Source organism: bacterium (assembly GCA_035454885.1).
Classification (GTDB): Bacteria; UBA10199; UBA10199; order JACPAL01.
The window spans coordinates 22445-30340 of record DATIGE010000043.1 but is presented as its reverse complement, the minus strand read 5'-3'; the positions used below and the strand labels follow the sequence as shown (position 1 = coordinate 30340).

7 protein-coding genes are annotated in these 7896 nt (G+C 67.2%); all 7 read right to left on the bottom strand.

All coding sequences use genetic code 11. From position 1 onward, the window contains the following. Positions 1 to 203: 203 nt before the first annotated feature. Positions 204 to 380, bottom strand: a complete 177-nt coding sequence (locus tag VLJ37_08045) for a hypothetical protein (GenBank protein ID HSA59620.1) — start codon at positions 378 to 380, stop codon at positions 204 to 206. A gap of 16 nt (positions 381 to 396) precedes the next feature. Beyond that, on the bottom strand, positions 397 to 1038 hold the full coding sequence (locus tag VLJ37_08040; GenBank protein HSA59619.1) for an SEC59/DGK1/VTE5 family protein: 642 nt from the start codon (positions 1036 to 1038) through the stop codon (positions 397 to 399). An 8-nt stretch (positions 1039 to 1046) separates the two neighbouring features. Continuing rightward, positions 1047 to 2315, bottom strand: a complete 1269-nt coding sequence (locus VLJ37_08035; GenBank protein HSA59618.1) for a phosphoribosyltransferase family protein — start codon at positions 2313 to 2315, stop codon at positions 1047 to 1049. After that, complete coding sequence (locus VLJ37_08030) at positions 2312 to 3226, bottom strand: universal stress protein (protein ID HSA59617.1); 915 nt, start codon at positions 3224 to 3226, stop codon at positions 2312 to 2314. Before VLJ37_08030 ends, VLJ37_08035 begins: the two co-directional genes overlap by 4 nt. A 139-nt stretch (positions 3227 to 3365) precedes the next feature. Beyond that, positions 3366 to 4565, bottom strand: a complete 1200-nt coding sequence (locus VLJ37_08025; GenBank protein HSA59616.1) for an MFS transporter — start codon at positions 4563 to 4565, stop codon at positions 3366 to 3368. Positions 4566 to 4572: 7 nt separating this feature from the next. Then, positions 4573 to 5973: a DUF3536 domain-containing protein gene (locus VLJ37_08020; protein ID HSA59615.1), complete on the bottom strand. Its 1401-nt coding sequence runs from the start codon at positions 5971 to 5973 to the stop codon at positions 4573 to 4575. A gap of 13 nt (positions 5974 to 5986) precedes the next feature. Next, complete coding sequence (gene glgB / locus VLJ37_08015) at positions 5987 to 7894, bottom strand: 1,4-alpha-glucan branching protein GlgB (GenBank protein ID HSA59614.1); 1908 nt, start codon at positions 7892 to 7894, stop codon at positions 5987 to 5989. Positions 7895 to 7896 lie beyond the last annotated feature (2 nt).

Genomic DNA, 7896 nt, shown 5'->3' with positions numbered 1-7896 from the left:
CGTCCTCCCGGCAACCCGTCCAGCCGCCTGCGGGCCTCCTCCCAGGAAAACTCGCGGACGGCCGCCGCATAGGACGTCAGGTTCGGCGGGACGCGAAGGCCATCGGCATTTTTTCGGATCGTCCGTTCCGCCATCGCTCCTCAATACCTTTTTCGCGGCGGGCCGCCCACATAAATCATTTGGGTCCTGACGGTCGCCAGGCCTCATTCCTTCGTCTTTTCGGCCTTTCGCTTTTTTTCCAGGGCCTCGGCCTGGACGAGGGTCTTGCAGTGTTGGCAGATCGTCTCGGGACCCGGCTTGCCGCACATCAGGCAGCGAATCTCTTTCCCGGACTTGCCGGCTTCTTTCCCCTTCTTGTCCTCCGGATCGGCCTTGTCCATGATCACGCTCCTTCCCTCATTTCAGGGTGACCCCGAAAACAGCGCAAAGAATCCAGCCCGTGAATCCCACGAACAGGGGGATCGTCAGGTTGTCGTCCAATTTCACGGGAAGCGTTTCGAAGACCGTCACGGCGAGGGAGACCATCAGCGAGATCCCGAGAGCGGCCGGCCAGGCTACGTCCGCGACGCGGAACAGGACGAAAAACGCGCAGAGCAGGGACGCGGCGAAGAACGCGAGCGAGCCCTCGAGCGTCCTGTTCGGGGCCAGGGGGTGTCTTCCGAATTTGATCCCCACGATGGACGCCATCGGGTCGGCCAGGGCCAGGGTGGAGATCGCGATCAGGGAGATGGGTTTGGGAAAGCTGATGATGGTGAGCAGGACGGCGATGACATAGGGGATCATCGAGGACTCGGACAGTTTCTCCTCGGCCCTCAGGAAGAGATTGGCGAGCCCTTGGACCTGCCGGGCGATCTCCGGGTAGGCGACCCGGATCTTGTCAAAGACGTAGGCGATGCAGGCCGTGGCCCCCAGGATATAGACGGCCTCCGAGTGGGTGAAGAAGAGACCGTAGGCGACGGCCACGCCAAGGCCCCCCGCGATGTGGAAGAGACGCCTTCCCAGTTGCAAGTCCTTGCGTGTGGCGGCTGGAGAATCCATGGTCAGGACTATTGGATCGCCCTCAAATGACGTTCGAACCAGGCGGCGGCGAGACGAGCGGCCTCCTCGAGCGTGCCGGGTTCCTCGAAGAGATGCGTTGCGCCCGGGACGATTTCGAGCTTCTTGACGCATTTCATTCGGTCGAAGGCGCTCCGGTTCATGCCGATCACGACGTCGTCGAAGCCCCCGACGACGAGGAGCGTGGGCGCGGTCACGCGATCCAAGACGGGCCCCGCAAGGTCCGGCCGGCCGCCCCTGGAGACGACGGCGCGGACGCGGTTTCCCAGCTCGGCCGCCGCCATGAGGGCCGCGGCCGCCCCGGTCGACGCGCCGAAATAGCCGACCGGCAAGGCGCCGATCCCCTCTTGGACGGCCGTCCACTCCGTGGCCGCGACGAGGCGGCGCGTGAGGAGGGGGATGTCGAACCGCGTCTCGTAGGTCCGGTCCTCTTCGGGCGTCAGGAGGTCGAAGAGCAGGGTGCCGATCTTGGCCTTTTGCAGGACCTCCGCGACGCAGCGGTTCCGCGGGCTCAGGCGGCTGCTCCCGCTGCCGTGCGCGAAGAGGACGAGCCCGGACGCCCCCTTCGGGACCGTCAGATTGCCGGGCAACTGATGGCCGTCGGCGGCGATCCGCACCTCGGGGTCCGCGTCCGCCTCCGCCTTGAGGATCCGGAGCACCTCCTCGTCCGAGACTTGGGGAAAATCGTCGAAAAATTGGCCGACGGCGTAAAAATCCTCGGGGGTCTCGAGACAGACGACGTCGTCGGCGTACGGGCGGACGCGCTCGACGTTCTCCGGGGGCGCGACGGCCGCGGCGGCGACGAGGCGCGCGGGTTTGTGCTCCCGGACGGACTTGAGGGCGGCGATCATCGTGGCGCCCGTGGCGATGCCGTCGTCGACGACGATGACGGTCCTTCCGGCGGGGTCGATCGGAGGCCGGGCGGCGGTGTAGCGCCGGCGGCGCTCGCGCAGCGTCTCCATCTGGGCCTGTTTCTCCCTTTCGATGTAGGAATCCGGGATCCCCAGCCGGCGCGCGTAATCGGAGAGATAGGTGTGGCCGTGTTCGTCGACCGATCCGATGGCGAGCTCGGGTTGCATCGGGGCGCCGAGCTTGCGGACCAGGACCACGTCGGCCTCTCCGCCCAGGGCGTCCGCGATGATCCGGGCCATGGGAACGGACCCGCGCGGGATCGCGAGCACGAGGGGATTCCTTCCCTCGTAACGGGAGAGTTTCTTGGCGAGGCGGCGGGCCGCCTCATCGCGGTCGGCGAATCTCATGAGGCCTCCGGGCGGATCAGGCGGCTCCGGTAGGGAACCGCCGCCTTGGGGCAATGGCTCAAGACGGCGCAGGGGGCGTACCGGACCACCTGTTCGGCGACGCCCCCCATGAGAAAGCGCTCCAGCCCGGACCGGCTGTGCGTGGGAATGAGGATCAGGTCCGTTTTTGAGTCCCGCGCCGACTGGCAGATCTGATCGGCCGCGGGTCCCTCCAAGAGGAAGGAGTCCGTGTCGAGCTTGGGGTGCGAGGCCTGGAGCGCCTCGAGTCTTTCGAGGGCGTCCTTCTCCCTCGGGGCCAGGCCGTCCATGAGGTCTCCGGGCGGGAGCGACGGGACGCGGGCCGTCGGCGGGACCGGCGTGATCACGTGGACGAGGGAAAAACGGACCGGCAGCGTCCCCGCGAGGGCCTCCGCGAGCGCGAAGGTTTCGTCCACGGGGCCGGAGAAGTCGACCGGGAGCAGGACCGAGCGGGGAGGCCAAGCCGAGGTCTTGCGCGTGACCAGGACGGGGGAGGGCGAGTGGCGGACGACCTTCTCCGCCACGCTCCCCATCAGCACGTGGGGAAGGTCGCTCAGGCCGGCGGTTCCCATCACCACCAGGTCCGGGGCGTCCCGCCCGATCGCGCCCAGGAGGGTCACGGCGGGCCTTCCTTCCAGGACCTCGATCCGCGTCCGGGAAATGACCTCGTCCACGAGTTCCGGGGCGGTCTTTTCGACGGCCGCGGAGAGCTCGGCCCGGATCTGAAGCTCGACCTTTTCGGAGGCTCCCGCGTCCCCCTTCTCGGGTGACCACTCGATCACATGCACGATCGTCAGGCGAGAACCGAACAATGCCGCCAGCCCGGCCGCCCACTCCAGGGCCCTGACGCCGGCCCGTGACAGGTCGCAAAGGAGCATCAACGTTCCGAACATGCTCCTAGAGTAGATCCCCCTCCGGCCCGGCGACATGAGTTTGGTCAGGCGAAAATATCATTTTGGTCATGGCGGTTCGCGGGGGAATCGCCGGGAGCATGGGAACGGCCACGTACGTCCTCGCCGGACGCGCAACGGTCTAGCCGGACTCGGATCGGGGCGCCCGGCGGCCCAGCGTCGCGAGACCGATGGCGGCGACGGCGGCGAATCCGGCTCCGGCCAGGAAGGTGGCCGACGGCCCGATGGCGCTCCACAAGGCGCCCGCAACCACGCTCGCGAGAAGCAGCGCGACCCCGCTGACCAGATTGAAGAGGCCGAATCCGGTGCCGCGCAACGTTTCCGGCACCGTGTCCGCGACGAGCTTCGACAACAGGCCCTGGGTCAGGGCCATGTGCAGGCCCCACAGGGCCGCGCCCGCAAAGGCGGCCGGCGCGCCGTTGGCCGCGGCCAGCACCATGTCGGCGACGATGAGCAATCCCAGCCCGATCAACAAGAGGGTCCGCGGGCGGAGCCGGTCGGCGGCGGCCCCGGCTGGGTAGGCCGCCCCGGCGTAGAAGAAGTTCATCACGACCATGACGACCGGCACGTAGCCGAGCGCGAGCCCGACGTCCCTCGCGCGCAGCACCAAGAAGGCCTCGCTGAAGCGGGCGAGCGTAAAGACGGCCCCCAACACCACGACCAGCCAGTAACGCAGCGGCAGGCGCTTGGCGTCCTCGAAGGTGACCGGCGCCTTCGACTGGCCGGGCGCATGCGCGCGCTCCGGGTCGCGCACGTAGATCAGGAGCAGCGTCACCGCGATGAAGGCCGGCGCCACGGCCACCCACATGACGGCCCGGATGTCGTCGGAAAGCCAAAGCATAAAGACCACCGCCAGCAGCGGGCCGAGAAGGGCGCCCACGGAATCGAGCGCCTGGCGCAAACCGTAGGCCGCGCCTCGCAACGCGGCCGGCGTCATGTCGGCCACCAGCGCGTCTCGCGGCGCGCCGCGGATGCCTTTGCCGATGCGATCGACGAAACGCGCCGTGAACACCCAGCCGATCGACGACGCCAGCGGAAAAAGCGGTTTGGTGAGGGCCGCGAGGCCGTAACCGAGGATCATCAGGAACTTGCGTTTGCCGAGGTAATCGCTCAGCGCGCCCGAGAAGACCTTCAGGATGGCCGCCGTCGCCTCCGCGACGCCCTCGATCACGCCGACGGTCACCATGGACGCCCCCAACGCGGTGACCATGAAGAGGGGCAAAAGGCCGTGGATCATCTCGGAGGAGATGTCCATGAACAGGGAGCCGAATCCCAACGCCCAGATGCCGGCGGGCAAGGCGCGCCACGTGGAGCGGCGCATGTCGGGTTTAACGTCGGCTCTCATCAGGAAATTGGGGGCCGAGCCTCCGTTCGAACTCGGGCTTGAGATCGGCGCCGAACGCCTCCGCCGCCAGTTCCAGCGCCCTCCGGGCGAACTTGAGGACCTGCAGCGTCCCCAAGGCCCACGGATCGTCGAAGAACCAGCCGCAGCTCGTGTACATGAACATCAGGTGGCGTTGCAGCTCCATCAGGCGAAGGACGTCCGCCTGTTCGCGGGGGGCGAGGGGACGGACGGCGTGGACCGCGAAAAAATCCGCGGCCCCCTTGCTCACAAGGACGCCGATGTAGTCGTCGCGGGCCCGCCAGGGGTCCGTCAGGTACTCCGAGGCCTCGATCTCGAAGACGGGTTCCAGCGTATCCCGAAGCCAGTCGAGGGCCTCGCGGAGGGGCTGCCTCCAAGTCTGGCCCCCCGGCCCCGTCCCCGTCCGGCAGCCGCAGTCGCCCCGCCAACGTTCCACGCCGTGGGGGCAGCTCCAAGACGTCCTCTCGCGGATCTCCACCTCGTGGGTCGGTTCGCACGCCTCGAGAAAGGACCCGAAGTTGGCGAGCCGGGCGAGTCCGTCCCGCTCGATCCTTTTCAAGGCATAATCGAGGGCCATTTCCCCGAACTTGTGGTGGTGCCCGTAGGATTCCCCGTCGGTTGCGAGCGAGACGAGCTGCGGCCCCACGCGGTCCTCCGAAAACGTGCGCATCATGCGGTCCACCAGCGCGTCGCCGCTGTGGAGGAGGCCCTCGAAGGCGATCGCGCGCGAGATCGCCCCGTCGTAGAAAAAGACCGCCATGCGCCGTCCGGACGGCAGGTTGAGCTCGTAGGGCATCGTCGCGTCGATCTCCCCCGCGGGGACTTTTTGCCAGTAGTGGTCGTTCCGCTCGCGGACGGTGCGGGCCTGGTGCGGGGCGAGGACCGTGAACCGGACCCCGTGTTCCGCGAGGATCTCCAGGCCTTCCAAGTCCACGGCCGTCTCGGGGAACCAGAAGCCTTCGGACCGCCGGCCGAAGCGGTGCTCGAAGTCCTTCAATCCCCAAAGGATCTGGGTCTTCTTGTCGCGGGCGTTCGCGAGGGGGAGGATCATGTGGTTGTAGCCCATCGCGAGGGCGGACCCGTGCCCGCCGAATCGCTCGCGGCTCTCCAAATCGGCATCGAGGATCCCGCGATAGACGTTGTGGGCGTGGGTCTCGAGCCAGGCGAGGAGGGTGGGGCCGAAATCGAAGCTCATCCGGCCATAGGTGCGTGCGGCGACGTTCGGATAGTAGCACTCGTCGGTGATCCGCCGGTTCCAGTCCCGGTGGGGCGCCGCGGAGGGCTCGACCGGGACCTCCCCCGTCTTCGGGTCTTCGCGGGGCGGCTGGTAGAAGTGTCCGTGGATGCAGACGAACCGGCGCGTCATCGATGATCCCTTGTCAAATATCCTTTTTCAAAAAGAGGGCGCCGAGCGGCGGGAGCGTCAGCGACAGCGAATACGGCCTCCCGTGGCGCGGCCGCCCGGCCGCGGCGGTCCGGCCTAAATTTCCCATGCCACTTCCCCCGTATTCCCGGCCGTCGCTGTTCAAGAGCTCGCGCCAGACGCCGCCGGCCGGGACCCCGATCCCGTAACCCAGGCGCGGGACCGGGGTGAAATTCAGGACGGCCAGCACGGCGTTCCCGTCCCGGTCCTTCCGCAAAAAGCTCAGGACGCCCGCGTCGGCGTCGTGGCAGTCGATCCATTCGAAACCCCACGGCTGGCAGTCCCCCTCGTGCAGGGCGGGCTCGGACCGATAGAGGCGATTCAGGTCGGTCACCCAGCGCCGGATCCCCCGGTGCGGCCCGTATTGAAGAAGTTCCCAGTCAAGGCCCCGCTCGTGGTCCCACTCGCTCCACGGGCCGAACTCGCCGCCCATGAAGAGGAGTTTTTTTCCCGGTTGGCCGTATTGCCAGGCGTAGAGGAGCCTCAAGTTCGCGAACCGCTGCCAGTCGTCCCCCGGCATCCGTCCCAGGAGCGAGCCCTTGCCGTGCACGACCTCGTCGTGGGAGAGCGGCAGGACGAAGTTTTCCGTGTGGGCGTAGAGCTGCCGGAAGGTGAGGTCGCCGTGGTGGAACTTGCGGTGGACGGGGTCCTTCGCGAAGTACCGCAGGGTGTCGTTCATCCAGCCCATGTCCCACTTGAGACCGAAGCCCAAACCTCCGACGGACGCCGGCCGCGAGACCATCGGCCAGGCGGTGGATTCCTCCGCGATCGTCTGGACGCCCGGAAAGCCCCGGTAGATCTCCTCATTCAGGGACCGGAGGAAATGAATGGCGTCCAGGTTCTCGTGGCCGCCGTGCTCGTTCGGGATCCACTCGCCGTCCTTCCGCGAATAATCGAGGTAAAGCATCGAGGCCACGGCGTCCACGCGCAAGGCGTCCGCGTGATAACGCTCCAGCCAGAAACAGGCGGAGGAGGAGAGAAAGCTCCGGACCTCGTTCCGCTTGTAGTTGAAGACGTAGCTCTTCCAGTCGGGGTGGAAGCCCTGGCTCGGGTGGGCGTGCTCGTAGAGATGGGTCCCGTCGAAGAACCCGGGCCCGTGCGGGTCGGTGGGGAAGTGCGAGGGGACCCAATCCAAGATGACGCCGATCCCGCGGCGGTGGAGGTGGTCGACCAGGGCCATGAAGTCCTGCGGCGTCCCGTAGCGCGCGGTCGGGGCGAAGTAGCCCGTCGTCTGGTAACCCCAGGACCCGTAGAACGGGTGCTCCATGACCGGCAGGAATTCGACGTGGGTGAATCCCAGGTCCGAGACGTGATCGGCCAGGAGGGGCGCGATCTCGCGGTACGACAACCCCTTTTTCCAGGACCCCAGGTGCAGCTCGTAGATGGACATGGGGGCGTCGAGGCGATTCTTGGAGGCGCGGACCGCCATCCATTCGGCGTCCCCCCAGTCGTAGGCCAGGTCCGTGACGACGGAGGCCGTCCGTGGCGAGACTTCGTGAAAAAAGCCGACAGGGTCCGCCTTCTCGGTCTTGAGGCCGTGATAGCGCGAGGCGATCCGGTACTTGTACAAGGCCCCGGGACCCACGCCGGGGACAAAGCCTTCCCAGATCCCGGAACGCCCCCGCGGGGCGAGCGGGGCGTTCTTGGGGTTCCAGCCGTTGAAGTCGCCCGCGACGGAAACCGCCTTCGCGTCGGGGGCCCAGACGGCGAAATACGTGCCGGGGCGGCCCCCAAGGGCGACGGGGTGGGCGCCGAGCTTTTCGTAGAGGCGGGTGTGCGTCCCCTCGTTGAAGAGATGAAGGTCCTGGTCGCCCAAGAGGGAGAGGCTTGCGGGGTTCGGAACGACTGTCAGAGGGTTGGGCATGG

Coding starts and splice junctions, on each gene's coding strand:
- VLJ37_08045 (HSA59620.1), bottom strand. CDS start 380: ATGGACAAGGCCGATCCGGAGGACAAGAAGGGGAAAGAAGCCGGCAAG.
- VLJ37_08040 (HSA59619.1), bottom strand. CDS start 1,038: ATGGATTCTCCAGCCGCCACACGCAAGGACTTGCAACTGGGAAGGCGT.
- VLJ37_08035 (HSA59618.1), bottom strand. CDS start 2,315: ATGAGATTCGCCGACCGCGATGAGGCGGCCCGCCGCCTCGCCAAGAAA.
- VLJ37_08030 (HSA59617.1), bottom strand. CDS start 3,226: ATGTTCGGAACGTTGATGCTCCTTTGCGACCTGTCACGGGCCGGCGTC.
- VLJ37_08025 (HSA59616.1), bottom strand. CDS start 4,565: ATGCGCCGCTCCACGTGGCGCGCCTTGCCCGCCGGCATCTGGGCGTTG.
- VLJ37_08020 (HSA59615.1), bottom strand. CDS start 5,973: ATGACGCGCCGGTTCGTCTGCATCCACGGACACTTCTACCAGCCGCCC.
- glgB (HSA59614.1), bottom strand. CDS start 7,894: ATGCCCAACCCTCTGACAGTCGTTCCGAACCCCGCAAGCCTCTCCCTC.